Annotated in this window: 26 protein-coding genes and 1 tRNA gene; 11 read left to right on the forward strand and 16 right to left on the reverse strand. The window is 55.5% G+C overall.

Annotated features, from left to right (window positions below):
• Positions 1-22 precede the first annotated feature (22 nt).
• The 5 genes from H3L93_RS12515 to H3L93_RS12535 all read right to left on the reverse strand — a co-directional run bounded on the left by H3L93_RS12515 (position 23) and on the right by H3L93_RS12535 (position 7,748).
• Positions 23-706, reverse strand: a complete 684-nt coding sequence (locus tag H3L93_RS12515; protein WP_003798440.1) for a DUF6636 domain-containing protein — start codon at positions 704-706, stop codon at positions 23-25.
• Positions 707-786: 80 nt separating this feature from the next.
• Positions 787-2,646 (reverse strand): ribonuclease catalytic domain-containing protein, encoded by a 1,860-nt coding sequence (locus tag H3L93_RS12520; RefSeq protein WP_003798442.1) that lies wholly within the window; start codon positions 2,644-2,646, stop codon positions 787-789.
• A gap of 137 nt (positions 2,647-2,783) precedes the next feature.
• Positions 2,784-2,868, reverse strand: a tRNA-Leu gene (locus H3L93_RS12525).
• A gap of 763 nt (positions 2,869-3,631) precedes the next feature.
• A complete protein-coding gene (gene mutS / locus H3L93_RS12530; RefSeq protein WP_003798447.1) occupies positions 3,632-6,193 on the reverse strand; it encodes a DNA mismatch repair protein MutS in 2,562 nt (853 codons plus the stop codon).
• A gap of 265 nt (positions 6,194-6,458) precedes the next feature.
• Entirely contained in the window at positions 6,459-7,748 is a 1,290-nt protein-coding gene (locus H3L93_RS12535; RefSeq protein WP_003798451.1) for an MFS transporter, read from the reverse strand.
• A 154-nt stretch (positions 7,749-7,902) separates the two neighbouring features.
• Here H3L93_RS12535 and H3L93_RS12540 point away from each other — a divergent pair, with 154 nt between their 5' ends.
• The 4 genes from H3L93_RS12540 (at position 7,903) to H3L93_RS12555 (ending at position 11,033) form a co-directional block, all read left to right on the forward strand.
• Positions 7,903-8,463, forward strand: a complete 561-nt coding sequence (locus tag H3L93_RS12540) for a PTS sugar transporter subunit IIA (RefSeq protein WP_003798453.1) — start codon at positions 7,903-7,905, stop codon at positions 8,461-8,463.
• Positions 8,464-8,586: 123 nt separating this feature from the next.
• Entirely contained in the window at positions 8,587-8,856 is a 270-nt protein-coding gene (locus H3L93_RS12545; RefSeq protein ID WP_003798455.1) for an HPr family phosphocarrier protein, read from the forward strand.
• 2 nt (positions 8,857-8,858) lie between these two features.
• A complete protein-coding gene (ptsP, locus tag H3L93_RS12550) occupies positions 8,859-10,607 on the forward strand; it encodes a phosphoenolpyruvate--protein phosphotransferase (protein ID WP_003798457.1) in 1,749 nt (582 codons plus the stop codon).
• 228 nt (positions 10,608-10,835) lie between these two features.
• Positions 10,836-11,033 carry a hypothetical protein gene (locus H3L93_RS12555; RefSeq protein WP_155803224.1) on the forward strand — a complete coding sequence of 66 codons (198 nt, stop codon included), beginning with the start codon at positions 10,836-10,838 and terminating at the stop codon, positions 11,031-11,033.
• Between the two features lie 50 nt (positions 11,034-11,083).
• On the opposite strand, the gene rplS is transcribed toward H3L93_RS12555, so the two are convergent.
• Genes rplS through rpsP form a run of 4 tightly spaced genes read right to left on the reverse strand, consistent with a single transcriptional unit; the run spans position 11,084 to position 13,015 of the window.
• Positions 11,084-11,455, reverse strand: a complete 372-nt coding sequence (gene rplS / locus H3L93_RS12560; RefSeq protein WP_003798459.1) for a 50S ribosomal protein L19 — start codon at positions 11,453-11,455, stop codon at positions 11,084-11,086.
• A 24-nt stretch (positions 11,456-11,479) separates the two neighbouring features.
• A complete protein-coding gene (gene trmD / locus H3L93_RS12565; protein ID WP_003798461.1) occupies positions 11,480-12,247 on the reverse strand; it encodes a tRNA (guanosine(37)-N1)-methyltransferase TrmD in 768 nt (255 codons plus the stop codon).
• Positions 12,247-12,756 (reverse strand): ribosome maturation factor RimM, encoded by a 510-nt coding sequence (rimM, locus tag H3L93_RS12570; RefSeq protein WP_003798466.1) that lies wholly within the window; start codon positions 12,754-12,756, stop codon positions 12,247-12,249. The genes trmD and rimM overlap by 1 nt, the downstream gene beginning before the upstream one ends.
• Positions 12,757-12,766: 10 nt before the next feature.
• Positions 12,767-13,015, reverse strand: coding sequence for a 30S ribosomal protein S16 (gene rpsP / locus H3L93_RS12575; RefSeq protein ID WP_003798468.1), 249 nt, complete (start codon positions 13,013-13,015; stop codon positions 12,767-12,769).
• 254 nt (positions 13,016-13,269) lie between these two features.
• Here rpsP and H3L93_RS12580 point away from each other — a divergent pair, with 254 nt between their 5' ends.
• The 4 genes from H3L93_RS12580 to alr all read left to right on the forward strand — a co-directional run bounded on the left by H3L93_RS12580 (position 13,270) and on the right by alr (position 16,995).
• The gene (locus H3L93_RS12580; protein WP_003798471.1) at positions 13,270-14,418 is read left to right on the forward strand and encodes a M20 metallopeptidase family protein; all 1,149 of its coding nucleotides are present in this window, start codon (positions 13,270-13,272) and stop codon (positions 14,416-14,418) included.
• 179 nt (positions 14,419-14,597) lie between these two features.
• The gene (locus H3L93_RS12585; protein ID WP_155803225.1) at positions 14,598-14,921 is read left to right on the forward strand and encodes a hypothetical protein; all 324 of its coding nucleotides are present in this window, start codon (positions 14,598-14,600) and stop codon (positions 14,919-14,921) included.
• Positions 14,922-15,003: 82 nt separating this feature from the next.
• Positions 15,004-15,858 carry an aldo/keto reductase gene (locus tag H3L93_RS12590; RefSeq protein WP_003798477.1) on the forward strand — a complete coding sequence of 285 codons (855 nt, stop codon included), beginning with the start codon at positions 15,004-15,006 and terminating at the stop codon, positions 15,856-15,858.
• An 81-nt stretch (positions 15,859-15,939) separates the two neighbouring features.
• The gene (alr, locus tag H3L93_RS12595) at positions 15,940-16,995 is read left to right on the forward strand and encodes an alanine racemase (protein WP_003798479.1); all 1,056 of its coding nucleotides are present in this window, start codon (positions 15,940-15,942) and stop codon (positions 16,993-16,995) included.
• A gap of 197 nt (positions 16,996-17,192) precedes the next feature.
• Here the strand turns inward: alr and H3L93_RS13410 are convergent, their stop codons facing one another.
• The gene (locus tag H3L93_RS13410) at positions 17,193-17,315 is read right to left on the reverse strand and encodes a hypothetical protein (protein WP_281365004.1); all 123 of its coding nucleotides are present in this window, start codon (positions 17,313-17,315) and stop codon (positions 17,193-17,195) included.
• Here H3L93_RS13410 and H3L93_RS12600 point away from each other — a divergent pair.
• Complete coding sequence (locus tag H3L93_RS12600) at positions 17,314-17,766, forward strand: surface-adhesin E family protein (protein WP_003798483.1); 453 nt, start codon at positions 17,314-17,316, stop codon at positions 17,764-17,766. The genes H3L93_RS13410 and H3L93_RS12600 overlap by 2 nt on opposite strands.
• 102 nt (positions 17,767-17,868) lie before the next feature.
• Complete coding sequence (cysS, locus tag H3L93_RS12605) at positions 17,869-19,293, forward strand: cysteine--tRNA ligase (protein WP_003798484.1); 1,425 nt, start codon at positions 17,869-17,871, stop codon at positions 19,291-19,293.
• Positions 19,294-19,327: 34 nt separating this feature from the next.
• Here cysS and H3L93_RS12610 read toward each other — a convergent pair whose 3' ends face one another.
• The 5 genes from H3L93_RS12610 to H3L93_RS12630 form a co-directional block, all read right to left on the reverse strand.
• Positions 19,328-19,489 carry a hypothetical protein gene (locus H3L93_RS12610; protein ID WP_182077691.1) on the reverse strand — a complete coding sequence of 54 codons (162 nt, stop codon included), beginning with the start codon at positions 19,487-19,489 and terminating at the stop codon, positions 19,328-19,330.
• A 65-nt stretch (positions 19,490-19,554) separates the two neighbouring features.
• Entirely contained in the window at positions 19,555-20,397 is an 843-nt protein-coding gene (locus H3L93_RS12615; protein ID WP_246313981.1) for a substrate-binding periplasmic protein, read from the reverse strand.
• Positions 20,398-20,436: 39 nt separating this feature from the next.
• Positions 20,437-20,889, reverse strand: coding sequence for a chemotaxis protein CheX (locus H3L93_RS12620; RefSeq protein WP_003798487.1), 453 nt, complete (start codon positions 20,887-20,889; stop codon positions 20,437-20,439).
• A 105-nt stretch (positions 20,890-20,994) separates the two neighbouring features.
• Positions 20,995-21,360, reverse strand: coding sequence for a response regulator (locus H3L93_RS12625; RefSeq protein WP_003798489.1), 366 nt, complete (start codon positions 21,358-21,360; stop codon positions 20,995-20,997).
• Between the two features lie 12 nt (positions 21,361-21,372).
• On the reverse strand, positions 21,373-23,469 hold the full coding sequence (locus H3L93_RS12630; protein ID WP_003798491.1) for an ATP-binding protein: 2,097 nt from the start codon (positions 23,467-23,469) through the stop codon (positions 21,373-21,375).
• A 398-nt stretch (positions 23,470-23,867) separates the two neighbouring features.
• On the opposite strand from H3L93_RS12630, the gene ampD reads away from it, so the two are divergent.
• Entirely contained in the window at positions 23,868-24,437 is a 570-nt protein-coding gene (ampD, locus tag H3L93_RS12635; protein WP_040559157.1) for a 1,6-anhydro-N-acetylmuramyl-L-alanine amidase AmpD, read from the forward strand.
• 50 nt (positions 24,438-24,487) lie between these two features.
• Here the strand turns inward: ampD and H3L93_RS12640 are convergent, their stop codons facing one another.
• Positions 24,488-24,928, reverse strand: a complete 441-nt coding sequence (locus tag H3L93_RS12640; protein ID WP_003798497.1) for an RpiB/LacA/LacB family sugar-phosphate isomerase — start codon at positions 24,926-24,928, stop codon at positions 24,488-24,490.
• Positions 24,929-25,023 lie beyond the last annotated feature (95 nt).

Consider the following 25,023-nt stretch of genomic DNA (forward strand, 5'->3'; position numbering starts at 1 on the left):
TTTTGAATAAGCAAGAATGGGGCTATTTTAAAGGAAATCGGGCAGAGGCAGCCTGAAAATGTGGGCGGAGCGGGTTTTCAGGCTGCCTTGGTTTGGGGGGCTGTTGGCAACCAATATTTTGACGGCTTTTGCGCCCTGAAACGGCATCGGCCATTTTATGACGCAAAAGCCGCCGCAAGCATTGGTTAACAGCCCCTAGAAAATCTGTTGCCTTTGGCGGGTGAGCGTGAAGCCGTGTCCGTCGGCGTTTTGGCAGGTGATGCCGTGCGGCAGGCTGGGTGCAGCGCCAGTTTTTTCTGCGCCAGGTTTCGCCGTTTGCCAGCGATGCTGCGCCGAGGTGGCGGAGTCGGTCGTTTACGCAAAAGGCGCGGGCTTCGCCTTGGTCGTCTATTGCAAAGCGGTAGTGCCAATCGCCGTTGCCGCAGGCTTCGGGGCGCGCGGTATGCGGTTGAATGTTGTTTTCGCTCCGGTGGATTTCGCAGACCACGCCGCTGATGTATTGCGGATAGCCGCCGCATCGGATATTGCCGTTGTCGCTGCCGAACCAGATGTCGGGGTGGACGATCAGGGCGTGTGCGGGGGCGAAGCTGAGCAAGAGTGCGGTGAGTGCGGCGGTGGGTTTCATGGGGGTGCCTTTCGGTTGGCTGGGATTTTGCGGTTTTGGCTTCGCCGCTTCGCTGCGCAGGCTGCCTTGGGATGGTTTCAAGGCAGCCTTTGCGCGTGCATAAAAGGCAGCCTGAAACGGTATTCACTCCCCGTTTTCAGGCTGCCTTGCCTTCCCCGCCTTCAATCCGCCACGTTCACATATTTCAACGCCACAAACTGCTTCTCGCTGTCCACTTCGCTCACCGCCAGCTTGATTAGCGTTTTGGGCGCGATTTCCAGCGGGATGCCCGTGGCGCGCGCCACCAGCGGCAAGCCGTCGATGCGCACGAGGTCGTCTTTCAACACCGTGGCGTTGATTTCGCGCACGTTTTCCTGTTCCAGCCACACCAGCGACCAATAGCTTTCCATGTTGTCTTGGAACTCGCGGTAGGCGGCGTAGGTGGTTTCAAACGCGGTTAGCTCGGTAAACAACGCGCTGTCGTTTTTGCCAAAACGCGGCGGCGTGTTTTGCAGCAGTGTTTGCAGTTGCTTTTGGTTCACATAATCACAGGCGCGGCGCAAGGGCGAGGTAAACCAGCCGTAATGCTGCACGTTCATGCCGATGTGTGGCTCGGATTGGGTGCTCATGCGCACGCGCCCGCTGGGCTGCACGCGAAAAATGCCGCTGATGTCGTTATCGTGCAGCATTTGCGCCCATGTGGTGTTCGCCAAAATCATCATTTCGCTTACCAGCGTGTCAATCGGCGAACCGCGCTCGCGGCGGGTGATGCGCACCTTGCCTTGCGCGTCAAATTCAATGCCGTAGTCGTATTTTTTCGGCGCGGCGGGGTCTTCGTAGCGGTCGCGGCGTTTTTGCAATGTGTAAGCTAAATTCAGCAGGTAAATCAAATCGGCATGATGCGGGAACTGCGGCTCGGCTGCGCTGCCGATGCCCGTTTCGCTGTTGAAATGCGGCTCGATGTCTTGAATGCGCAGGTTGGTTTCGATGAACACGCGCTCGATTTTGGTTTCGGGCGCGGACAGCTCGCCCTCGGCGGACACGTTGAAATACACGCTGAATGCGGGCCGCGCCGCGCCTGCGTCTAGGCTAAATGTGCTAATCCAGCTTTCAGGCAGCATGGTGATTTTGTGCGCGGGGTAGTATACGGTGGATTGGCGCTGGAACACGATGCGTTCCATTTCGCTGTCGGCTTCTATGGCGAGCGCGGGGGCGGCGATGTGGATACCGATGCGTTTGGCGCCGCCGCCCAAGTCTTGCACGGAAAGCGCGTCGTCCACTTCGCTGGTGTCTTGGTCGTCAATGGAAAAGGCGCGCACGTTTTCGGCAAGGGGTAAATTGTTTTCAGGCTGCCTTGGCTCAGCAACATGGGCAAAGCCGATTCCTTGCGGAAAGTTTTTGTATTCAAAGCGTTGCACTAAATAATCGGGCAAGGCTTGGATGGCACCGATGTGTTTGGCAAGCTCGTAGGCGGAAAGTTTGAGCGCATCGGCAGCTTTACAAAAGGCTTTGTAGGACAGCGCTTGCTTATCGGGCGCGTGCAGAATTTTGGGCAAATCGGCGGCGATGGCATCGGGCAGGCAGCCTGAAACCATGCTATCTGCCCATGCTTGCATTTGCGCTTCTTGCTCGGCCTTGCGCTGCATGGTGGCAAGGGCTTGCTGCAAAATATCGGCAGGCGCGGCGCGAAAATTGTTTTTGCCTTTTTTGTGAAAATACATCGGCGCGGCGTATAGCGCGATGATGGTGGCGGCAAGCTGGGTTTTGCTGGTTTGGCTGCCAAAATATTCGGCGGCGGCTTGTTCGGCGGAAAATTCGTCTTCGCCCACGGCTTCCCACAGCAGCGCGGTGTCTATTTCGGCGGCTTCGCTTTGCGCGGCGGATAAAAAGGCATCCATGTCGCCATCAAATTCAATGAATGCGCTGGCGGCTTTGATTTTGACGCGCTTGCCGTGTTGCGTGTCGGCTTGGTAGGTGGCGTCGTTTTTTTGGACGATGCTGGCAACTTTCAGGCTGCCGCCGTCTTCGTAGAAAATGTTCATGGGCGTTTTAAAAGGCGTAGCTAAAAGGGGGCGATTATAGCCCAAAGGCAGCCTGAAAACCGATTGGGCAGATGATTTGGGCTGAATTGAGCAGATATGAAAAAACCCTGTTCGCTTAGAACAGGGTTTTGGGAATTTGGTGCCCAGGGTCGGACTCGAACCGACACACCTTGCGGCGGGGGATTTTGAGTCCCCTGCGTCTACCAATTTCGCCACCTGGGCAGGTGTTGAAGTGCGCCATTTTACGGATTTTGGCGGGGGTGTCAAATGGTATTTGGGTGTAGGTGGGTAGGGGGTTGTTTGGTATGGGGATTTTGTTTTAAGGGCTGTTTGTGCAAAATCTATTGCTACCAATAGAGCGATGGTGGTTTGCTGACGTTTTACTAATCTGCACACTATCGTTTTATGTGGCTGGCGTTTAAGGCAGCCTGAAAATGGGTTACTGCTTTGTGGTTGGCTTTTGGGTGTGGTTTTAACCATGCGCTTCATGCCAGCGGGGCACTTCCTTTTCTTTGCTTCGCCAAAGAATGAGAACCTGCATTCGCTATCTGCACGGCTGCTTTTGCATTCATTGAACACGCCTACTGCGTTGCCAAGCCAAGTTAATAGAACCACTATTAACTTGGCTTGTCGCCTTGTATTCGTATTCACTGAATACAAAATCCGCTCGCGCAGATAACGAATACAGGTTCTGGCAAAAGAAAGGCGACCTCGACGTGCAAGTTTGGCTGCGCCAAACTTCCCGAAGGCTGCATCCTTTTTTCGGCGCGTGCGAACTAGCCGCGCTTTGCGCGTCGTCGGACAAGCGCACGCTTGTTCCCGAAAAAAGGATGCTGCGTTCGGCTGGACGTAGGGGAGAGTGGCGGCAGCATTAAATATTTGTGAAGCGTTAGGCAGCCTGAAAGCCAATTCATTCAGCACAAAACCGTTTGGCTCAACATTAAACGGTTTTGTTTTTCAGGCTGCCTTTGGTTTCGCAAGGTTTTCAGGCTGCCTCATCTGCCAGTTTTTTCAATTCGTACACCAAATCTAGGGCTGCGCGGGCGGTTAAGTCGTCGGGGTGGATGTGGCGCAGTTTTTCGGCTAGGGGGTTGGGCGTGTGCTTGGCATCGTGTTCGGCATTGTGTTCGGGCAGGGGGGCGAACATATCCAGCTGGGGATGCTGTTGCGCGGTTTGGGCTTCTAGCGCGGCAAGGTGTTTGCGCGCGGTGTTGAGCGTGCGGCTGGGGATGCCTGCGAGTTTGGCGACGGCAATGCCGTAGCTTTTTTCGGCGGGGCCGGCTTCTATGTGGTGCAGGAACACGATGTCTTGCCCTTGTTCTAGCGCGGATAGGTGCATATTGAATGCGCTGGGGTGGTTTTCAGGCAGCCTTGTGAGTTCAAAATAGTGGGTGGCAAATAGGGTGAGCGATTGGTTTTTGCTAATCAGATGCTCGGCGATGGCTTGGGCAAGGGCGAGCCCGTCGAAGGTGGATGTGCCGCGCCCGACTTCGTCCATCAACACGAGGGATTGGGCGGTGGCGTGGTGCAGGATGTAGGCGGTTTCGGACATTTCTACCATAAAGGTGGAGCGGTTGCCTGCCAAATCATCCGATGCGCCGATGCGGGTGTGGATTTGGTCTATGGTGCCGATGGTGGCGGCTTGGGCAGGGATGTAGCTGCCTGTGTGGGCGAGCAGGGCGATAAGGGCGACTTGGCGCATATAGGTGGATTTGCCGCCCATGTTGGGGCCGGTGAGCAGGGTGAGGCGGCGGCTGGGCGTGAGCTGGGTGTGATTGGGGGTGAAGTGTTGGACTTGTTGTTCTACTACGGGATGCCGCCCGTTTTGGATGTGTAGGCTGCTGTGGTCGGTGAACTGGGGGCGGGTGTAGTTTTGGCTGCGGGCGGTGTGGGCGAAGCTGTTGAGCACGTCTAGCGTGGCGGCGGCGCGTGCGCTGCGTTGGATTTTGGGGAGCTCTTTTTGCAGCTGGCGCAGCAGTTCTTCGTAGAGTTGTTTTTCTAGGGCGAGACTGCGCTCTTGGGCGGCTAGGTATTTGTCTTCAAAGGCTTTGAGTTCGGGGGTGATGAAGCGTTCAGCGTTTTTGAGGGTTTGACGTCGTTGGTAGTGGGCTGGGGCGTGTTCGGCTTGGGCTTTGCTGAGTTCTATGTAGAAGCCGTGTACGCGGTTGTATTCTAGTTTCAGGCTGCCTATGCCTGTGTTTTGGCGTTCTTGTTCTTCCATTTGGCGCAGGGTTTCGCTGCCGTGGGTGTGCAGGTGGCGCAGTTCGTCTAGCTCGGCGTGGTAGCCGTGGTTGATGACGTTGCCGTCTTTGAGCCATACGGATGGCTCGGGCAACAGGGCGCGTTGTAGGTGTTCGGCGATGGCGGCAGTGGCGGGGAAGCTGTCGCCTAGGGTTTGCAGCAGGGGGCTTTGCGGCAGCCTGAAAGTGGCGAGGGCGAGCAGGCTGTCGCGCAGGGCGGATAGGTCGCGCGGGCGGGCGCTGCCCAGGGCGATGCGGGCGGCGATGCGTTCTAGGTCGGCGATGGTTTTCAGGCTGCCTGAAAGCTCGGTGCTGGTGTTATCGGCGAGCAGGGCGGCGACGGCGTCTAATCGGGCTTGGATGTGGTCGCGGTTGCGCAGGGGGTGGTGCAGCCATTGGGCGAGCAGGCGGCTGCCCATGTGGGTGGCGCAGTTATCGAGCGTGGAAAACAGGGTGGGGGCTTTTTTGCCTGATAGCGTGGTGGTGATTTCTAGGTTGCGGCGGGTGGCGGCATCTAGGGCGATGTATTGGTGTTCGTGTTCCAGCGTGAGCGCGTCTAAATGCGGGGGGAGCTGGCTTTGGGTGATTTTGAGGTAGTTGAGCAATGCGCCTGCGGCGGCGATGGCGGCGGGGTGATTTTCAGGCTGCATCCCGTATGCGCTTAAATCTTGGCTGCCGAAGTATTGGGTGAGCAAGGTGAATGCGGTGTCGGGGGCGAACTGCCAGTTGTTGAGGCGGGTGATGCTGGTTTGCGCGGCGATATTTTCAGGCAGCCTGAAATCGTTGGGGGCGAGCAGCTCGGCGACTTGCAGGCGGGCGAGTTCGTCGGCAAGCTGGTCGGCATGGATGATTTTGGCTTTAAATTCGCCGCTTTCTAGCGCAGCCCATGCGAGGGCGGTTTGTTTTTTTAGCACGGCAAGCGCGGCGATGCGGTTGGGCTGTTTGTCTTCTAACAGGGCGCTGTCGGTGAGCGTGCCGGGGGTGATGATGCGCACCACTTTGCGCTCCACCACTTTGCCCGCCACAGGCTCGCCGATTTGTTCGCAGATGGCGACGCTTTTGCCCAGTTTCACCAGCTTGGCAAGATATTGCTCGGCGGCATGATAGGGCACGCCTGCCATTTTGATGGGCTCGCCGCTGATTTGCCCGCGCGTGGTGAGCGTGATGTCCAACAGTTTGGCTGCTTCTATGGCGTCGTCAAAAAAGAGTTCGTAAAAATCGCCCATGCGGTAGAACACGAGCTTATCGGCGTGTTCGGCTTTGATGTTGAGGTATTGCTGCATCATGGGGGAGAGGGGTTTGGACATGGCGGGCTCGGGCGGGGCGTGAAAAGGGGGGATTATAGTTTAGGCAGCCTGAAAAACAAAAAATCGGCTCAAAAGCCGATGGCGTTATTCCCGCCGCAGTCCTGCCGATGGCAACGCAGCGGGCAACCAACCCAACCAACCGGAAAAGGCAGCCTGAAACCCGGTGCGGCGGGGCCGAAACCCGTTTACGCGCTGATGCAAAGCGAAAACAACGTAACCCGTTCAGCCTTGCCGTATCGGTTTTAAGGCTGCCCGGGTTACCCCGCTACACCCGCTGCTTCAAGCCCGCCACCGCCGCCATCGCCAGCAGCAACACAATCGCCGCGCCAAAATACAACTGATTTTTCTGCCAACCCGCATCCAGCAGCCGCCCCACCAACATGGGTGACACCATTGAGCCAACGCGCCCCACGCCAATTGCCACCGCCACGCCCGTGCTGCGGAAATCCGCCTCCCACAGCGCGGGGTTGATGGTGTATAAGCCCGCGATACAGCCGTTGGACAGCGCGCCCAGCACCACCGCCAACACCAAAGCCAGCGATAAATTTGCCGTGGCGGGCACAAACGCGCACACCGCCGCCGCAGCCAAGCCCGCAAACGCCAGCAGCATGGTGCGCGCGCTCCAGCGGCTCACCAAAAAACCGAACAGCAGCGACCCCGCCGCCCCGCCAATGGAAATCGCCATGCCCACCGTTTGGCTGCTCGCCTTGCTCATGCCCGCCTCTTCCAGCAGCGTGGGCGTCCACGAGCTGATAAAGTAATACGCCGCCATCACCGCAATGAACGCCAACCAAATCAGCAGCGTGGTTTTCAAATAATCGGCTTGGAACAAGCGCAACACCGACACGCCGCGCGCGCGATGCTTCGCCTCGGGGAACGCCCAATCGCCGTGCAGCCCCATCTTCGCCGCAATCGCATCCAGCCGCGCCTTTGCGTTGGCAGGGCGGCGGTTGAGCAGATAATCCACGCTTTCAGGCAGCAACGCCACCAACGCCACCAACGCCATCGCCGTAAGCGCCGCGCCCACCATAAACACCGAGCGCCAGCCGTACTGCGTTTGCAGCATCACCGCCGACATCCCGCCCACCATCGCGCCCACGCCGAAGCCCGAGGCATAAACCGCAATCGCCAAGCCGTGCCATTTTTTATTCGCATACTCGCTCACCAACACATTGGTGCACGGCAAAATCCCGCCCACGCCCAAGCCCGTGAGCACGCGCGACGTCACCAGCCACGCCATCGAATGCGACCACACCGTCAGCAGCATTCCCGCCGCCGACAGCAACACCGACAGCATCAGCACAGGGCGGCGGCCCAGCCTGTCCGCCAGCGGCCCCAGCAGCAGCGACCCCGCCGTCATGCCCACAAAGCCCGCGCTCATCAGCGAGCCAATCTGCCCGCCGGTCAAGCCCAGCTCGCTTTTGATGCTTTTCGCCGTGAACGCCACCGCCAGCACATCAAACCCGTCCAGCATATTCAGCGCCACCGCCAAAGCCACCACCAGCCATTGAAAACCCGTCATCGGGCGTTGTTGGATGTGTTGTTTTAAATTCATTGTTGTTCCTTATGCGTAGGCAGCCTGAAAACGCGCGAAGTAGAAATCGCAGCCCATAGGCAGCCTGAAAACCATTAACCAAATCGGTTTACTATAATCAAGCCGTAACTAAAATACAAATCCGAAAAATACGCAATCAGCATGAAAACGCTTCATGCAAAAAGCCATCAGGCAGCCTGAAAAGGCATTACAATTTGCCCGCTTGGGGCGCAGCAACGCCATCGCGCAAAGCCACGCCCCATCTCAATTGAACCCGCCCGGCCGTTTTCAGGCTGCCTATTCCCATCCACACAAACCCACCATGATTAACCTGCTCATCATCGCCCACGAAACCCTCGGCACCGCCTACACCGCGCTCGCCCGCCACATCCTGCCCCTCAGCGATTTCAGCCATATCCACCAACTGCACGTCCAACCCGACGACGACCACGCCGCCATCATCCAACGCGCCCAAGACCACCTTGCCCGCACCGCGCCCAACCACGGCATGCTGATTCTCACCGATATCTTCGGCGCCACCCCCTGCAACGCCGCGCTCAAACTCGTTATCCCCCGCCAAACCAGCATGGTTACCGGGCTGAACGCGCCCATGCTCGTCAAAGCCCTCACCCATTGCGCCCACAGCACCGACCTCGCCCGTTTCACCGAAACCGTGCAACAAGCAGGCATCAACGGCATACTCGCATTTACCGAACCCCCCGATGGTGGGGCATAGGCAGCCTGAAAAGCCGACAGCATGCCGCCCATGCGTTTTTAGGCTGCCCGCGCACATCAAGGCAGCCTGAAAACACCCATCCGCACAGCCCGACACAACGCCCATCCCCAAGGACTTCCGCCTATGCACACCCAAACCGTAACCATCATCAACAAACTCGGCTTACACGCCCGCGCATCCAGCAAATTCGTCCAAACCGCCGCCCAATACCAAAGCGAAATCTGGGTCAGCAAAGGCGAAAAACGCATCAACGGCAAAAGCATCATGGGCTTAATGATGCTCGCCGCCGCCCAAGGCAGCCAAATCCAAATCGAAGCCGACGGCGCAGACGAAGCCCAAGCCGTCCAAGCCCTAACCGCGCTGATTAACGACTACTTCGGCGAAGGAGAATAACCATGCTCGTCATCCACGGCTACCCCGCAGGCAGCGGCATCGCCATCGGGCGCGCCCACCTTATCCGCCGCAACACTTCCGAAGTCCCGCAAATCAGCCTTGCCGAGGGCGACATCCCCGCCGAAGCCACCCGCTTTGAAACCGCTGTCAAAACCACCCGCAAGCAGCTGGAACACATCCGCAGCAACATCCCCGAAAACGCCCCCACCGAGCTGGGCGCATTCATCTCGCTGCACCTGATGCTGCTCACCGATGCCACCCTGTCGCGCGAACCCATCGATATTATTGAACAACAGCAAATCAACGCCGAATGGGCGCTCAAAATTCAAACCGAACGCCTCGCCCAGCAATTCGACGAAATCGACGACGAATACCTGCGCCAGCGCAAACAAGACATGCTGCAAGTCGTGGAGCGCATCCAAAAAAACCTCATCGGGCAAAGCACCGAACTCAACCTAGAAGGCACGCTGCTGGACGACACCATTCTCATCGCCCACGACCTTTCCGCCGCCGACACCATCCACTTCAAAGACCAACGCATAGAAAGCTTCGCCACCGACATGGGTGGCCCCACCAGCCACACCGCCATACTCGGGCGCAGTCTCAACATCCCGTCCGTGATTGGGCTGGGCGCAGCGCGGCGGCTTATCCGCGAACACGAATGGGTGATTGTGGATGGCATCAGCGGCACGCTCGTTATCGCCCCCGACGAGCTTATCCTCGCCCAATACCGCCAGCAACAAGCCGCCTACCGCAGCCAGCAACGCGCCCTCAACAAACTCAAAAAAACCGCCGCGCAAACCCAAGACAACGAAGAAATAGAACTGCTCGCCAACATAGAAAGCAGCGAAGACATCAAAGCCCTGCATCAATTGGGCGCAGACGGAGTCGGCTTGCTGCGCAGCGAATTTCTCTTTCTCAACCGCGACGCCCCGCCCGACGAAGACGAGCAATACCGGTTTTACACCGACATCGTCAAAAAGCTCAAAGGCAAGCCCCTCACCATCCGCACCATCGATTTGGGCGTGGACAAAAACCCCCGCTGGTTCGGCAACAACAGCACCCCCAACGCCGCCCTCAACCCCGCGCTCGGGCTCACAGGCATCCGCCTAAGCCACGCCGAGCCCGTATTATTTCGCACCCAGCTGCGCGCCATTCTCCGCGCCGCCGTTCACGGCAAAACCAAAATCATGTTCCCCATGGTCGCCAGCCTGTCCGAACTCAAACAAAGCCTGATTCATCTGGACACCGCCAAAAAACAACTCACTGAGCGCAACGAAGCCTACGGCAGCCCCGACATCGGCTGCATGATAGAAATCCCCTCCGCCGCGCTCACCGTATCCAGCCTGCTCAAACACGCCGATTTCATCTCCATCGGCAGCAACGACCTCATCCAATACACCCTATCCGTGGACAGAAACGACGACAGCGTCAGCTACCTCTACCAGCCCGCCCACCCTGCCGTGCTCAAACTGCTCGCCCACATCATCCGCACCGCCAACCGCCTCGGCAAGCCCGTATCCCTGTGCGGCGAAATGGCAGGCGACCCCCGCTTCACACGGCTGCTGCTTGGGCTCGGGCTGCGCACCTTCTCCATGAACACCGTCAATCTGCTCGCCATCAAAGACATCATCCTACGCAGCCACAGCGAACAGCTAGAAAACGACATCTCCCGCCTGATGCGCAACGAAGACCCCGACAAATCCGACGACTTATTGAAAAAGCTCAACGCGATTGAGTATGGCGGATAGCATGAGGCAGCCTGAAAATGATATTTCACGTTTCAGGCTGCCTTATGGTTGCAGCCCTATGCACAAAAAGCTGCCGATTGGTTTGCAAAGCGGGTTAAGGTTTTCAGGCTGCCTCATGATTGGCAACCCTATGCACAAAAGGCAGCCTGAAACACAAAACAGAGTAGCGACGGTTTGTCGCCAAAAATTATCATCGTTTCAAGCTGCCGACCCTTTTCAGGCTGCCGATTGGTTTGCAAAGCAGATTGCGGTTTTCAGGCTGCCATTGCCCGTCTTTTGCCCGCGCAGGCGTTTCGCCGCCTACCACGAGCAGGGGCAAGCCCCTGCACCCCGCCCAATCTCCACCCTTTCTTGCATCGTTTCAGGCTGCCTTATCGCGTACGCCCCAAAGGCAGCCTGCGTAGCGAAGCGGAGTTGCGAAGCTAAAACCAAAAAAAGGACAACCCCAAAGGCTGTCCTTTTTCATCTAAGCGAAATTACGCTTCTTGTTTGCGCGCAGGCAGTTTTTCTTTAATGCGCGCCGCTTTACCCGTTAAGCCGCGCAAGTAATACAGTTTTGCACGACGCACATCACCGCGGCGTTTCACCTCAATTTTTTCCACGTTAGGCGAATACAGTTGGAAAGTACGCTCCACACCTTCGCCGCTGGAAATTTTGCGAACGATAAAGTTGCTGTTCAAACCGCGGTTGCGGCGCGCAATCACCACGCCCTCATACGCTTGCAAACGGCTGCGGTTGCCTTCTACCACGCGCACAGACACCACAACGGTATCGCCGGGGGCAAATTCAGGGATTTCTTTGTTCAAACGAGCAATTTCTTCTTGCTCTAACTGTTGGATTAAATTCATGATTTTTCCTTAATATAATATGGATTATGCCTGTTGCTCTTGTTCCAAGCGGATTTTATCCAAGAGACGGGCTTCCTGTGGGAGTAAACAACGCCCGTCCAAAAGCTCGGGACGGCGTTGCAAAGTGCGGCGCAGCGATTGTTCCAACCGCCATTCCGCTATCAGCGCATGATTGCCCGATTTCAAAACCTCGGGAACGCTCATGCCCTGAAATTCTGTGGGGCGCGTGTAATGCGGGCAATCCAGCAAACCATTGGCAAACGAATCTTGCTCGGCAGACGCGCTATCGCCCAACACATTCGGCAGCAGGCGCAGCACCGCATCCATCAGCATCATCGCGGGCAGCTCGCCGCCCGATACCACAAAATCGCCGATGGAAATTTCTTCATCCACGCTGGTTTGCAACACGCGCTCGTCAATGCCTTCATAGCGGCCGCACAGCAGCACCAAATTATCCAGTCGCGACAACGCTTGCACTTTGGCGTGGTTCAGCGGCGCACCTTGCGGGCTTAAATACACCACGCGGCTGTTTTCAGGCTGCCCTATGCTATGTTGTTTGTAATGCTGTTTGGCGGCATCAATAGCAGTCTGAATCGGCGACGCCATCATAATCATGCCCGGTCCGCCGCCGAAAGGACGGTCGTCAATATAACCGAGTTTGTTGTCGGCGAATTGGCGGGGGTTGATGGCGGCAAATTGCCAGAGATTTTGCTTGAATGCGCGCCCTGTTACGCCGTATTCGGTGATGCTGGCAAACATCTCGGGAAAGAGCGTAATGGCTTGAATAAACATCAGTAATCCAAGCCCCAGTCGCAAGTGATTTGGCGGTTTTCGTTGTCCACGTTATCAATAAATTGTTCAACGAAGGGAATCAGTTTTTCGCCATGCTCGCCGCGCACAATCAGAATATCATGTGCGCCTGTTTCCATCAAATTGATGACTTCGCCAAGGTGGATGCCCTCGCGGTTTTTGACTGCCATGCCCACGAGATCTGCCCAGTAATACTCGCCTTCTTCGGTGGGCTCAAATTGCTCACGGGGGACTTCAATGGTGTAGCCGCGTAATAGGGCGGCTGCGTCGCGGTCGTGGATGTGGGCGAGTTTGACTTGGAGTTCGTCGCCTGCCATTTTGCCGCTTTCCACTTCGGCTAGAATGTGTTCTTTGCCTTTGCTTAAACGCCATTGTGGGTAGTCTAATAGGCTATCGGTGTATTCGGTATTGGATTGGACTTTTATCCAGCCTTTGATACCGAATGCGCCTTTGATGTAGCCCATTGCCACCCAGTTTTGCGTGTTGCTCATGGCGTGAGAATTAGGCGACCGCTTTTTGTTCGGCAACCAATTTGGCAACGGCATCGCTCACTTGCGCGCCGTTTGATACCCAGTGGTTCAGGCGGTCGGCATGGATGCGGATGCGTTCTTGTTTTTCGTTGGCTACGGGGTTGAAGAAACCTACGCGCTCAATGAAACGACCGTCGCGGCGGGCTTGTTTGTCGGCTGCAACGATGTAGAAGAAAGGACGTTTTTTAGAGCCGCCACGGGCTAAACGGATAACTACCATTATTGGGATTCCTTAGGAAAATTAGGGATATGGAAAAACCGCGCATTTTAGTGTGTTTTGCCTTGTTTAGGCAAGCATTTATTTGGGATTGTGCGACGGGGGCGATGATCGGGGCGTTGCATTGAAGTTGGCAGAACGTAGGGCTACAATGTTTTCGTTAAACTCGGTGAATGAATGTTAAACGGTTGCGGCGTGGGTTTGCCGCTTCGCGCTCAATTTGAATTGAACTTGCTCAAACCACAAGGAGAATAACCATGTCGGATTTAGAAAAAACTTTGCAACGTGTTGTGCCGCTGGCAACCCAATTGCGCCATGAATTGCACGCGCATCCTGAGTTGTCGGGGCAGGAAGTGTGGACGAAGCAGCGGCTGATGGATTTTTTGCGCGACCATTCGGGCTTGGAATTGTTTGACCGCGGGCATTATTTTTACGCGCTGTATCGCGGCACAAGCGATGCGCCGGCGATTGCATTTCGGGCGGATTTTGACGCGCTGCCGATTGAGGACGAAATTGAAGCGCCGTATCGTTCGCAATGCGCGGGCGTGGCGCATAAATGCGGGCATGATGGGCATTCGGCAACGTTGTGCGCGCTGGCTTTGACGGTGGAGGCGATGCAGCCTGAACGTTCGGCGGTGTTTTTGTTTCAGCCTGCCGAGGAAACGGGCGCGGGGGCGAAAACGTGTTTGGGCGTGTTTGATGAGCAGCATATCGGCGAGTTCTATGCGTATCACAATTATCCGGGCGAGCCGTTTAAAACAGTGTCGCTGCTGGCGGGGACGATTTGTTTAACGTCTAAGGGGTTGAGTTTGTTTTTTGATGGCAAGCCTGCGCACGCGAGCCAGCCTGAAAATGGGATTAACCCTGCTTATGCGATTGCGCGCTTGATTGGGGAAATTGAGCAGATTCAAGCGGACGAATCGCTGTTTGAAGGGTTTATTCGCTGCACGATTGTGAATGTGCAGGTGGGCGAGGCGGCGTTTGGCGTGTCGGCGGGCGATGGGGTGCTGCGGCTGACCATTCGCGCGTATCACGAGCGCGATTTGACTAAGTTGGAGGAGCTGATTGTGGCGGCGGCGCGCCATTTGTGCGATGCGCGGGGCATTGGGCTGCGTACGGAAAGCTGCGACCATTTTCCCGCCACGGTGAACGATGAACGGGCGGTGGCGAAGGTGTGGGCAGCTTGCGAGCGCGCGGGTGTGCCGATTAAGCAATTGCCCGTGCCGTTTCGGGCTTCGGAGGATTTTGGTTGGTTTTTGAAACGGGTGCCGGGGGCGATGCTGTTTATCGGCACGGGGGAGGATGCCGACCCGCTGCATACGGTGCATTATGATTTTCCTGATGATTTGATTGAGGTGGGGGTGCGGACGTTTTGGGCGTTGGTGGAATCGGATAGGGTGTTGTGAAGCGTGGGGCAGCCTGAAAATAGGATTTCAGGCTGCCTTACAGAATGTCAATTTTGTGAATGTGATGGTGGGGATTATGATGGTTATGTTGGGCAAAACGGGGTGGGATATGTTGGTGCAAGGTTGGCGAGAGGCAGGTGTTAGAGCGATTAAACGCTGCGCCAACAAGCACTTGGCGATTGGTGGAGGTGGAAATTAAAGTGAAAGGGAGCAAATTTTTTGGATTTGACTTTGGCTACTACACTAAGGTGATGGGTAATGAGTTGTATATTGAGATTGGTGCGGGTAGTTTGCAACCAGACAATTCGTGGCGGTTGCAGGTAAACGGGCAGTCTTTGCTGCTGGCGGTGGCGCGTGATGATGGGGAGGCGGTGGTGCCGTTGGATGGGGAGTTGAATTGTTTGCAGGGGTTAAGCAGTGCTGAGCGGGCGCGTTTGAAAGGGGAAATACAGCGGGCGGTGGAGGCAGGGGCAACGGGGAATATAATGGTTGAGGCAGCCTGAAAACGGGATTTCAGGCTGCCCCGGGCGTTCATTCCATCCACTATAATGCGTGTTCCCACCAACCCGAAACGGAGAATATCAAATGAACCAAACAGTAACCCTTAACAATGGCGCAGAAATGCCTTTGCTCGGCTTTGGCGTGTTCCAAATGGCAGATAAAGCCGAGTGCGAACAAGCCGTACACGCGGCGATTGACAGCGGCTACCGCCTGATTGACACCGCCGCCAGCTATCAAAACGAAACGGAAGTTGGCAATGCGCTGCGTGCGCACGGCATTGACCGCAAGGAAATTTTCTTGACTACCAAATTATGGGTGCGCGGCAACAGTTACGAAGGCGCGAAAGCGCAGTTTGAACGCAGCCTGAACCGTCTGCAAACGGATTATGTGGATTTGTATCTCATCCACCAGCCCTACGGCGACGTGTTTGGCGCGTGGCGGGCAATGGTGGAATTGCAGGCGGCGGGCAAAATCCGTGCCATTGGCGTGAGCAATTTTTACCCCGACCGCTTAACCGATTTGGCGGTGTTCAGCGGCATCAAGCCTGCCGTAAACCAAATTGAAGTGAACCCGTTTAACCAGCAGCTTCATGCCGTGCCGTTTAACCAAAGCGAGGGCGTGCAGCCGCAGGCATGGGCACCATTTGCCGAAGGGCGCAATAATCTGTTTGCGCACCCTTTGCTTGCGCCAATCGCCCAAGCGCACGGCAAAAGCATCGGGCAAGTGGTTTTACGCTGGCTGGCGCAACGCGGCGTGGCAAGTCTTGCCAAATCGGTGCGCCCCGAGCGCATGGTGGAAAACCAAGCCATTTGGGATTTTGAACTGAGCGAAGCCGAAATGCGCCAAATCACGGCGATGGACACCGCTACCAGCGCATTTTTCTCCCACCGAGACCCCGAGCGCATCAAATGGATGGCGGGGCGGGAAATGGATGTGTGAAACGGAGCAGGCAGTCTGAAAAACGGGTTTGGGTTTCAGGCTGCCTTTTGTGTTGTGATTATTTTTTAAGGAACGGAAACGATGCGCCCTTTAACGTGTGAAATCCGCTTGGATTATTTGCGGGACAATTATCAATATTTGAAAGCGCTGCACGGCAACAAGCTGCTGGCGGTGATGAAGGCGAACGCTTATGGGCACGGGGCGGTGCAGTGTGCGCGCGCATTGCATGATGCGGCGGACGGTTTTGCGGTGGCGTTTTTGGAAGAGGCGGTGGAGCTGCGCGAGGCGGGAATTACCAAGCCGATTGTGGTGCTGGAAGGGGTTTTTCAGGCTGCCGATTATGCGGCGGTGGCGGAATACCGCTTGTGGCCGGTGGTGCATTGTCAGGCGCAGTTGGAGGGGCTGCTGGCGTTTGATTGGCGCGAGCCGGCAACGGTGTGGTTGAAGATGGACAGCGGGATGCACCGCACGGGCTTTTTCCCGCATAACTATGCGGCGGCGTTTGCTGCACTGCGCCAGAGCGGCAAGGTGGGGGAGATTGTGAAGATGTCGCATTTTGCCTGCGCGGACGAAACCGAGAGGGGGATGACCCAAATGCAGTTGGAGGCGTTTGATTTGGCTTGCGCGGGACTGGATGGGGCGGAGAGCTTGGCGAATTCGGCGGCGATAATGGCGTATCCCGAGGCGCGGCGCGATTGGGGGCGGGCGGGGCTGGCGTTGTATGGTGTGGACCCGTTCGGCGCGTTTTCAGGCAGCCTGAAACCGGTGATGCGCTTGAAAAGCGAGGTGTTCGCCGAGCGAGTGTTGCAGCCACACGAGCCGATTGGCTACGGCGCTTCGTTTTACACCAAGCGTTCCACGCGGGTGGGCGCGGTGGCGGGGGGCTATGCGGACGGCTATCCGCGCCGCGCCGCGAGCGATACGCCGGTGGCGATTGACGGCGTGCGCAGCCGTTTGATTGGGCGGATTTCCATGGATATGCTCACGGTGGATTTGCAGCAGGCGGATATGGGCGTGGGCAGCGAGGTGGAGCTGTTTGGCGACATCATCAGCGTGAACGAAGTCGCCGCCGCGGCGGGGACGATTGCTTACGAGGTGTTGTGCAATGTGAAGCGGGCGAAGCGGGTTTATAGTTGATTAGAATTTCAATGATACGGCGTTGCCAACGCCCTGATGTACTATTCGTACACGGCTCTCGTTGTCGCCTTGTCTCATTTTTATTTTAATCAACTATTATTTGGCGGCAGCCTGAAAATGGGGGAATAGGTTTTTCAGGCTGCCTATGCGCGCTGGTTTGCCGGAGGCAGCCTGCGGAGCGTAGCGGAGTTGCGAAGCTAAAACCATGCGGTGCATTCGCCTTTATCAGCCAAACATGGCACAATGCGCTGTTTTTTCAGGCTGCCCCACCCGCATCGGCAGCCTAGGCAGCCTGAAACCAGCCAAAGGATACCCACCATGCTTAAACACTCTTTTCTCGCCGTTGCCGCGCTCGCCCTGCTTGCCGCGTGCGCGGGCGACGGCAGTTCCAAAAATCCCGCGATGAAAGCGCAGGGAAGCTGGAAAGAAATCGGCAAAATCAACGAGGGCAACATTGACGTGTCCTACGATACAGGCAGCCTGAAACGGCAAGGCAACACCGCCACGCTCACCGACCGCAAATACGTGCACAAGCCCAGCAAAGAAAGCTACCGCAACACGCCCGAATACAAATACGCCATCAGCCAATGGATGTTTCAATGTGATGCTCGTACTTACCGCACTACGCAAACCGAGTTTTTTAATGACAAAGGCAAATCGCTCGCCAAACATCAATATTCCGCCAGCCAAACGCGCTACGAAACCGCTTTGCCCGACACCCCCGCCGCCAGCCTGCTGAACATCGCGTGCGCGCCGAAAACCGCCAAGTAGTCCGACCAATCGTTACCAACAGGCAGCCTGAAAGCCGATTTTCGCTTTTCAGGCTGCCCTTGCAATCAACCAACCTATTGTTTTTGTTTACAGAGAACCGCCATGCCCAACCTAACCGTTTACAACACCCTTACCCGCCAAAAAGAACCCTTTATCCCACTCAACCCGCAAAACGTGCGCATGTATGTGTGCGGCATGACCGTGTATGACTACTGCCACCTCGGGCACGCCCGCGTGCTGGTGGTGTTTGACATGATTGCCCGCTGGCTGCGCCAACACGGCTACCCGCTGACTTACGTGCGCAACATCACCGACATCGACGACAAAATCATCGCTCGTGCCAACGAAAACGGCGAGACCATCCAACAGCTCACCGCCCGCTTCATCGCCGCCATGAACGAAGATTCCGACGCGCTGGGCGTGCAGCGCCCCGATGTAGAACCCAAAGCCACCGAACACATCGCGCAAATGATCGCCATGATTGAGCAACTCATCGCCAACGGCAAAGCCTACTCCGCCGCCAACGGCGATGTTTACTACGCCGTGCGCGAGTTCCCCGCCTATGGGCAGCTATCGGGCAAATCGCTGGACGATTTGCGCGCAGGCGAGCGCGTGGAAGTGGACGGCTTTAAGCGCGACCCGCTGGATTTTGTGCTGTGGAAAGCCGCCAAACCCGAAGAGCCGCATTGGCAAAGCCCTTGGGGTAACGGGCGGCCAGGCTGGCACATCGAATGCTCCGCGATGGGTGGCGAACTGTTTGGCGACACGTTTGACATCCACGGCGGCGGCGCAGATTTGCAATTTCCCCACCACGAAAACGAAATCGCCCAAAGCTGCGGCGCACACCACGGCATCAGCGGCGAACACGCGCCCCGCGCCGCGCACAAAACCATCGACAGCCATGTGAAATACTGGCTGCACAACGGCTTTATCCGCGTGGACAACGAAAAAATGTCCAAATCGCTGGGCAATTTTTTCACCATCCGCGATGTGCTGAAAAAATACGATGCCGAAGTGGTGCGCTTTTTTATTTTGCGCGCACACTACCGCAGCCCGCTCAATTATTCCGACGCGCATTTGGACGATGCCAAACACTCGCTCACCAGCCTGTATAATGCCTTGGGCAACGTCGCCCCCGCGCCATTCACATTAAGCGAACACGCCAACGACTACACCCGCCGCTTCTACGCCGCAATGGACGACGACTTTGACACCGTAAAAGCCGTTGCCGTGTTGTTTGAGCTGGCAAAAGAAGTCAACAAAACCCAATCCGCCGAGCTTTCAGGCTGCCTGAAAGCATTGGCAGGCGTGCTGGGCTTGTTGCAACGCGAACCCCACGAATTTTTGCAAAGCGGCGCGCCCGATAACGGCTTATCGGCAGACGCGATTGAAGCCTTGATTGCCCAACGCAACCTTGCCCGCGCCAACAAAAATTGGGCAGAATCCGACCGCATCCGCGATGAACTCGCCGCGCAAGGCGTGGTGCTGCGCGATGCGGGCGGCGAGACGACTTGGACGCGGGAGTAGGCGGGGCGATTGTTTGTATTAGCTTGCAATGAAATCAAGGCAGCCTGAAAACGGATGATGATGATGCGTTTTCAGGCTGCCTTTGTATGTGGCAAAGCAAGTAGGGGGGGGGCGGCGGCTTTGCCACGCACCATTTAAGCATGGTGAGACGGTGCATGAGCAAGCTCACGCCCCTACTGTGGATGCCCCCAAACATTTTCAGGCTGCCTCAGCAATCCAAGGCAGCCTGAAATCTTATTGTTTGTGAACGCGAATGTTGGCTTATTTCGTTGCCGTAGTTGCCGCAGCCGAAGCCTCAGCAGCTTGCACGGGCGCGGCAGATTTGAACCATTTTTGGTAAATCTTGTCAAACGTGCCATCTGCTTTCACTTGCTCTATGCCCGCGTTAAGTTGTTTGAGCAATTCGGGCTTGTTTTTGGCAACCGCCAGCGCGTAATAACTTTTGGGCGATGTTGGGTCAACAATCACGCGCAATTTTTGGTCTTTGTAGTTATTGGCGTAATAAGTGAGCGGCGCGTAATCGCTAAAGGCGGCATCCACCTCTTTGCGCATCACTTGCTGCACCGCCGACCACACGCTGGTGTTGTGCACAATAGAGCCATTGCCTGCTTGTATTTGTAACACCATGTCTTCGCCCACGGAGTCTTCTACAACCGCAACTTTTTTGCCTTTTAAATCATTGGTGGAAGTGATGGGGCTGCCTTCTGGCACCAATATCGCTTGCGTAGTTTCAAAGTGGGAATTGGTGAAATCCACCAAGGCTCTGCGCTCGTCTGTAATAGAAATCGCCGATACTGCCAAATCTGCCCCTTTGCCCAAGCCTTCCAGCATTCCTGTGAAATCGTGCGGGATAAAGTTGGGGCGGAAGCCTTGTTTGTCGCCGATGGCGGTAACCAAGTCAATACCAAAGCCCGAAGGGCGGTTATCCGCATCTGCCATCACAAACGGGGCAATCCCGTTGATGTCAAAGTAAACATTGTAAACAGGGCGCGTGTCATTAACCGCCACATCGGAGGCCACTTTGGGCTCGGCAACTTTTTGCACTTCGGATTTGCCGCAGCCAAGCAATGCCAATACGGCAACTAGGGGAATTAAACGTGTCATTTTCATAATTTATCTTTCGCGTTTTCAGACTGCCTCAGATTATTTGCGCAGGCTAATTACAATCGCTGCGCCGCGGTTGCGCCAAGTAATCGGAATCACAAACGAACGGTCTTTGCGGGGCAATAAAATTTCATCGGGCGCGCCGCGCAACACGATGGGCACAGAAATTTCAAATTCTTCGCCAAATTCGCTACGGGCATTGCCCGCAATGGTATTCGCCACTTCGCCCACCAAGTCCACCATCAAGGCTTCGCTGGTATCTTTTTCGCCGATAAGCACCAGCAAACGTTCCAGCAATTCTTTGGGGGCAGTGAAATACACCACGCCTTGATTTTTGCCTGAAATGGCAATCACGCCCGTGAAATCTTTGGCAGAGGGGATTTTGTTTTCAATCAAATAGGGCGTGCCCACCACCAACTCTTCGCCCGCAATCATTTGCGCAAAATATTTTTGCACACCGTCCAAAAAGACTTGTAATTTTTCTTCTTTCATAATCAAACTCCTTGGTTCAAAAGGGTTTTAGCGCCGCTGAAACTTGCTTTGCTTGTTTTCAGGCTGCCTTGTTTCGTTTGTCTGAGGCAGCCTGAAAAAGGGTGGTTAATCTTCCAACATCTCGTTTAAGGCTTGGAACAATTCTTCATCCGAAAAAGGCTTGTAGAGAAAACCGCGCGCACCCAGTTGCAAGGCTTTGATGCCTGTTGCTTTGTCGGAAAGGGCGGATACCACAAGGATATTGGCGTTCTCATCTAGGCTGGTGAGCTGGTAAATGCACTCCAAGCCGTCCATTTTGGGCATGGTTAAATCCATGGTAACCACATCGGGATGATGCTGGCGATAGAGCGCGATAGCTTCTTCGCCATTGGCAGCGGAGGCAACCACTTCAAAATCCATCGTGCCCGAGCCGCGCGAAATGCGATTACGGATAACGTTTGAGTCATCAACAATCATGATGCGTTTAGACATAAAATCAAATCCTTATCTTAACTTTGGCAGCGTGAAGCTGAATCGGGTGTAGCCATGCAAGCGGCTGGCAACGTTTACCGTGCCGCCCAGCGATACGATGCGGTCTTTAATAATATCCAAGCCCACGCCGCGCCCTGCGTCTTCGGTGCTTTTTTCGGCAGTGGAGAAGCCTGGGGTAAACAGCAAGGAAATCAGCGCACGCTTATCCAGCTTGGTGGCTTCTTCGGCGGTGTATTTGCCCAATGCCACCGCTTTTTGCGCGATGGCGGCGTAATCAATACCGTTGCCGTCGTCTTCAAAGGTGAGCAAGAATTTGTCGCCTTGGTCTTTCAGGCTCATGTGAACGTGTCCCACGGGCAATTTGCCGCGTTGGCTGCGCACTTCGGGCGTTTCAATGCCGTGTACCACTGAATTGCGCAAGAGCTGAATGGCGACTTCGTTTACGATGCCATCCACTTTGCTGTTGCCTGTGGTTTCCAAGCCGCTGTATGTGAACGCTGCTTGTTTGTGGTTGCGGGCGGCGATGTCGGCAATAAAGCTGGCGTAGCGCGCATTGGGGTTTTGCGCGGCGGTGGATTGCCCTGTGTTGCTCATCACCACGGGCGCGCCACCGCCAATTTTGGCGAGCAAGTCTTCAATGGTGTGGTTCAAGCGAATCAACTCTTCCAGTTGCACCGCCAAGCCCAAGAAGTTTTCGCCCGATAGTTTGGGCATTTGTTTCAAACGGTTGAGGTTGGTTTCAAAGTTTTCTGCCATAGTGGTAAAGCCACCCAGTTTCAAAGCGGAAGATTCGCCTTTCATACTGTGCACTTCGCGGTAAATGGCGTTCACTTTTTCGTGCAGCGAGCTGGTGTTGTCGCTTTGCGATTTCAATACGGTGTTGATGTTTTGAATGTGTTGATTGGTGTTGTCAATAAAGTCATTGAGCAAGGTACGGTCGGTGTGCAAAATATTGCTCAACATTTCCAGTTGCACGTCATTTTGCTCGCGCTCTTGTTCCATTTTTTGTTGCAACAGCACAGCATTGGTTACATCTTCCACGTTTACCAACACGCGGGCAATGTCTTTGCCGTGATATACGCGGTGGAAGTTGAAATCCAGATAGCGTTCTTTGTCGTCAATTTTCACTTTTTGGTGAATCAAGGGGTTCAAAGAAGCAATCAAACGTTCTTTGGTGCGGGGGTTGTAGAGCTGCCCCACGAAGTCGTTGGTGGTGTTCAAGTCGTTTGCGTTAATCAAGTTGCTTAACACATCCAGCAAGTTTTTGCCGCCCACATTTTTTTGACCAATCAGGCTTTCCAGTTGTTTGGAGTATTGCGAACCAATGGTTAAGTCTCTATCCAGCAGGAACAGACCTGTGGTTACGGTGTCCATAATCTCGGTGGTTTCTTTTCTTGCTTCGTCGGCTAATTTATCGGCGGTGAGCAATTTGCGGATGAAGTAGAACAAGAACAGCGCAAGGTATAACACCGCGCCCACAATGCCGAAAATCTCTACGTTTCTTAATTGGTTGGTGCGGTCTTCCAATTTGGCACGTTTGCTTGCCAGCAAGAAATTGGAGATTTCGGTGAAACGGGCGTTGTTGTTTTGCAAACTCAATAGAGCGGTATTGAGCAATGCGCTATCGGCTGCGGGGTCATTAGCAGCTTTTAAGTAGGCATCAACAGATGGTTTGGCATCTTTCCATTTTTTAACCATTTCTGCCATCAATTTCTTTTTAACCCCTTTATTGGAAGCGTCCACCAGATAGTGTTTGCCATCAATAGAAGTGTAGTCGCCACCTTGAGCGGTGGCTTGCAGCGAGCGCGAGAAGATGTCTTGCGCTTCTTTCAAGCGTTTTAACGCGCCTTGCACCACGGGGCTTTGCGGGTCTTGGTGGGTGTTCAGTTGCAGCAGCTGAATGTTTTCCAGCATTTCGCCGTAGGAGTTTGCCATCTCGCTGGTAACGTAGCTTTGGATGGAGTCTTCCTCGATTTCGCTGGAAATGTTGTTGGCGTAAATCAGCAGGGCTGCGAGTAGCACAACAAAGAAACCGATTGAGATAATCATCCCGCGATACCGATTCAAGCCAACGGATACATTGGCTTTGGGCGTAGTATTGTCGCTCATGGATTTTCCTTTATAGAAGTAAAAAAGTGTGTTTTCAGGCTGCCGAGAGGGGCAGGCTAAACGGGATGGCGCTCATCCGTCGAATCAGGCGGGCAAGTTGCACGGCACGCCGAACCGGTGCGGTTAGGTTGGTTTTATGGCTGGGGGCGATATGTGCAGCGGCATCGTGTAAACATGCTGCTTCTTGCCTTATCAAAAGTTTGCAAATTATTACAGAAAGCCTTGCGGGAAACAAGCTGGGCAAGGGCGGGCTGTTGAAATTTTGGGGCTTTAAATAGGCGGCAGGTGTTTTACAAGCAAGAAGCGTGCATGTTTGTGTAAAGATTGGCGGAGTGTGGTGCGGGGGTGCCTGCGGTGGCGGGGCTGTTATAATTTTGTTTTTGTTTGCGGGGTTGATGATGAACGATGCTTGGCAAGATGTTTGGCAACAGGGGCGCTGGCAAGGCGCGGCGCAAATGCACTCGCCCAACTGTTGCCCGCGCCCTGACGGGGAGACGGTGAGCTTGGTGGTGTTGCACAATATTTCGTTGCCGCCGTTTGAATATGGCACGGGCGCGGTGCAAAAATTGTTTACCAACCGGATTCAGGCTGCCGAACATCCGTTTTTTTCGCTGCTGACGGCGTTGCGCGTGTCCAGCCATTTTTTTGTGGCGCGGACGGGGGAAGTGGTGCAGTTTGTGTCGTGCGACGAGATGGCGTATCACGCGGGGGTGTCGGCGTTTCGCGGGCGCGAGAGGTGCAATGCGTTTTCCATCGGCATTGAGCTGGAAGGCTGCGATTTTGAGCCGTTTGCGGCGGCGCAATATGCGGCGTTGGCGCGGCTGCTGGGCGCGGTTGCGGCGCGGTATCCGATTGAGGCGGTTACGGGGCATCAGGACATTGCGCTCGGCCGCAAGACTGACCCGGGGCATTTTTTTGATTGGGATGCGGTGCGGGCGATGGGGTTTTGCGTGGATAGGAACGAGTAGGTTTCAGGCTGCCTTGGATGTTGAGGCAGCCTGAAAAGCATTTGGACGGCTTATTTTTGCTGTTCAAACGCGCTGATTTCGTGCACTTTGGGGGCGTAGCTGCTGTGTGCGTCGTGGCGCAGGTTGAGCCAGATGTCCACCAATGCCCATGCGGCAGGGGCGGCGATGACGTTTTGCCCCATGCACAGGATTTGCGCGTTGTAGTTTTCTACTGCGCCGCGCACGCTGGTTAAATCATGCGCGGTGGCGGCGCGGATGCCAGCCACTTTGTTGGCGGCGATGGCGGTGCCGATGCCTGTGCCGCAGATGAGGATGGCGCGCTCGGCTTCGCCTGCGGCGACGGCTTGGGCGACGGCAAAGGAGAGCTGCGGATAGCTGGTGTCGGTGGACATATCGCGCAGGCTGCTGATGCGTGGGTCGGCGGCGAGGTGGGCTTGGAGGGCATTTTTCAGTTCCATGCCGTTGGCGGGGGCGGCGATGATGAGTTTCATGGGATGTCCTTTTTGGGGTTGGGGGATGGTTGGGGTGGGATTTTAACCTTGCGCGTTGTGCTGCGGACTCCCCCTTTGGCTTTGCATCAGTTCGC

It is taken from the genome of Kingella oralis (assembly GCF_014054985.1).
Classification (GTDB): domain Bacteria; phylum Pseudomonadota; class Gammaproteobacteria; order Burkholderiales; family Neisseriaceae; genus Kingella_B; species Kingella_B oralis.

Excerpts from the sequence above, each read along its gene's own strand:
- H3L93_RS12520 (WP_003798442.1), bottom strand. The coding sequence starts at position 2,646 with ATGAACATTTTCTACGAAGACGGCGGCAGCCTGAAAGTTGCCAGCATC.
- mutS (WP_003798447.1), bottom strand. The coding sequence starts at position 6,193 with ATGTCCAAACCCCTCTCCCCCATGATGCAGCAATACCTCAACATCAAA.
- H3L93_RS12535 (WP_003798451.1), bottom strand. The coding sequence starts at position 7,748 with ATGAATTTAAAACAACACATCCAACAACGCCCGATGACGGGTTTTCAA.
- H3L93_RS12540 (WP_003798453.1), top strand. The coding sequence starts at position 7,903 with ATGCAAAAAGCCATCAGGCAGCCTGAAAAGGCATTACAATTTGCCCGC.
- H3L93_RS12545 (WP_003798455.1), top strand. The coding sequence starts at position 8,587 with ATGCACACCCAAACCGTAACCATCATCAACAAACTCGGCTTACACGCC.
- ptsP (WP_003798457.1), top strand. The coding sequence starts at position 8,859 with ATGCTCGTCATCCACGGCTACCCCGCAGGCAGCGGCATCGCCATCGGG.
- rplS (WP_003798459.1), bottom strand. The coding sequence starts at position 11,455 with ATGAATTTAATCCAACAGTTAGAGCAAGAAGAAATTGCTCGTTTGAAC.
- trmD (WP_003798461.1), bottom strand. The coding sequence starts at position 12,247 with ATGTTTATTCAAGCCATTACGCTCTTTCCCGAGATGTTTGCCAGCATC.
- rimM (WP_003798466.1), bottom strand. The coding sequence starts at position 12,756 with ATGAGCAACACGCAAAACTGGGTGGCAATGGGCTACATCAAAGGCGCA.
- rpsP (WP_003798468.1), bottom strand. The coding sequence starts at position 13,015 with ATGGTAGTTATCCGTTTAGCCCGTGGCGGCTCTAAAAAACGTCCTTTC.
- H3L93_RS12580 (WP_003798471.1), top strand. The coding sequence starts at position 13,270 with ATGTCGGATTTAGAAAAAACTTTGCAACGTGTTGTGCCGCTGGCAACC.
- H3L93_RS12590 (WP_003798477.1), top strand. The coding sequence starts at position 15,004 with ATGAACCAAACAGTAACCCTTAACAATGGCGCAGAAATGCCTTTGCTC.
- alr (WP_003798479.1), top strand. The coding sequence starts at position 15,940 with ATGCGCCCTTTAACGTGTGAAATCCGCTTGGATTATTTGCGGGACAAT.
- H3L93_RS12600 (WP_003798483.1), top strand. The coding sequence starts at position 17,314 with ATGCTTAAACACTCTTTTCTCGCCGTTGCCGCGCTCGCCCTGCTTGCC.
- H3L93_RS13410 (WP_281365004.1), bottom strand. The coding sequence starts at position 17,315 with ATGGTGGGTATCCTTTGGCTGGTTTCAGGCTGCCTAGGCTGCCGATGC.
- cysS (WP_003798484.1), top strand. The coding sequence starts at position 17,869 with ATGCCCAACCTAACCGTTTACAACACCCTTACCCGCCAAAAAGAACCC.
- H3L93_RS12610 (WP_182077691.1), bottom strand. The coding sequence starts at position 19,489 with ATGTTTGGGGGCATCCACAGTAGGGGCGTGAGCTTGCTCATGCACCGT.
- H3L93_RS12615 (WP_246313981.1), bottom strand. The coding sequence starts at position 20,397 with ATGACACGTTTAATTCCCCTAGTTGCCGTATTGGCATTGCTTGGCTGC.
- H3L93_RS12620 (WP_003798487.1), bottom strand. The coding sequence starts at position 20,889 with ATGAAAGAAGAAAAATTACAAGTCTTTTTGGACGGTGTGCAAAAATAT.
- H3L93_RS12625 (WP_003798489.1), bottom strand. The coding sequence starts at position 21,360 with ATGTCTAAACGCATCATGATTGTTGATGACTCAAACGTTATCCGTAAT.
- H3L93_RS12630 (WP_003798491.1), bottom strand. The coding sequence starts at position 23,469 with ATGAGCGACAATACTACGCCCAAAGCCAATGTATCCGTTGGCTTGAAT.
- ampD (WP_040559157.1), top strand. The coding sequence starts at position 23,868 with ATGAACGATGCTTGGCAAGATGTTTGGCAACAGGGGCGCTGGCAAGGC.
- H3L93_RS12640 (WP_003798497.1), bottom strand. The coding sequence starts at position 24,928 with ATGAAACTCATCATCGCCGCCCCCGCCAACGGCATGGAACTGAAAAAT.